Annotated in this window: 2 tRNA genes and 1 rRNA gene; all 3 read left to right on the forward strand. The window is 46.2% G+C overall.

Going from position 1 to position 561, the window contains the following annotated elements:
• Positions 1 to 207 precede the first annotated feature (207 nt).
• A tRNA-Ile gene (locus ACFFIX_RS27895) sits at positions 208 to 284 on the forward strand.
• A gap of 11 nt (positions 285 to 295) precedes the next feature.
• Positions 296 to 371, forward strand: a tRNA-Ala gene (locus ACFFIX_RS27900).
• Between the two features lie 93 nt (positions 372 to 464).
• Positions 465 to 561: ribosomal RNA gene (locus ACFFIX_RS27905) — 23S ribosomal RNA — on the forward strand; the annotation flags it as partial.

Raw genomic sequence — 561 nt, forward strand, 5'->3', positions numbered from 1 at the left:
TCGTAACAAGGTAGCCGTATCGGAAGGTGCGGCTGGATCACCTCCTTTCTAAGGAATATTTTTGAGGCACACTTGGTTTTTGTTTAGTTTTGAGAGAACTTTGTTCTCCAACTTCATAGCATTCGTGAACATACGAATCCTTAAAAGTAAGCAATGGTTAAACCCGGCGCGTGCTTTTTTATTCGAAAAATATTCACGACTAGAGATGGGCCTATAGCTCAGCTGGTTAGAGCGCACGCCTGATAAGCGTGAGGTCGATGGTTCGAGTCCATTTAGGCCCACCATCTCATTTTTCGGGGCCTTAGCTCAGCTGGGAGAGCGCCTGCCTTGCACGCAGGAGGTCAGCGGTTCGATCCCGCTAGGCTCCACCAAACATGTTCTTTGAAAACTAGATAACAGTAAACAAGTAATTCACACACACATTAACGAATTCTTTTTAAACAACAATCAACATTTGTGTTGACGGTTAAGTTAGAAAGGGCGCACGGTGAATGCCTTGGCACTAGGAGCCGATGAAGGACGGGACTAACACCGATATGCTTCGGGGAGCTGTAAGTAAGC

Origin of the sequence: Metabacillus herbersteinensis, from assembly GCF_042433335.1 — a bacterium.
Lineage (GTDB): Bacteria > Bacillota > Bacilli > Bacillales > Bacillaceae > Metabacillus > Metabacillus herbersteinensis.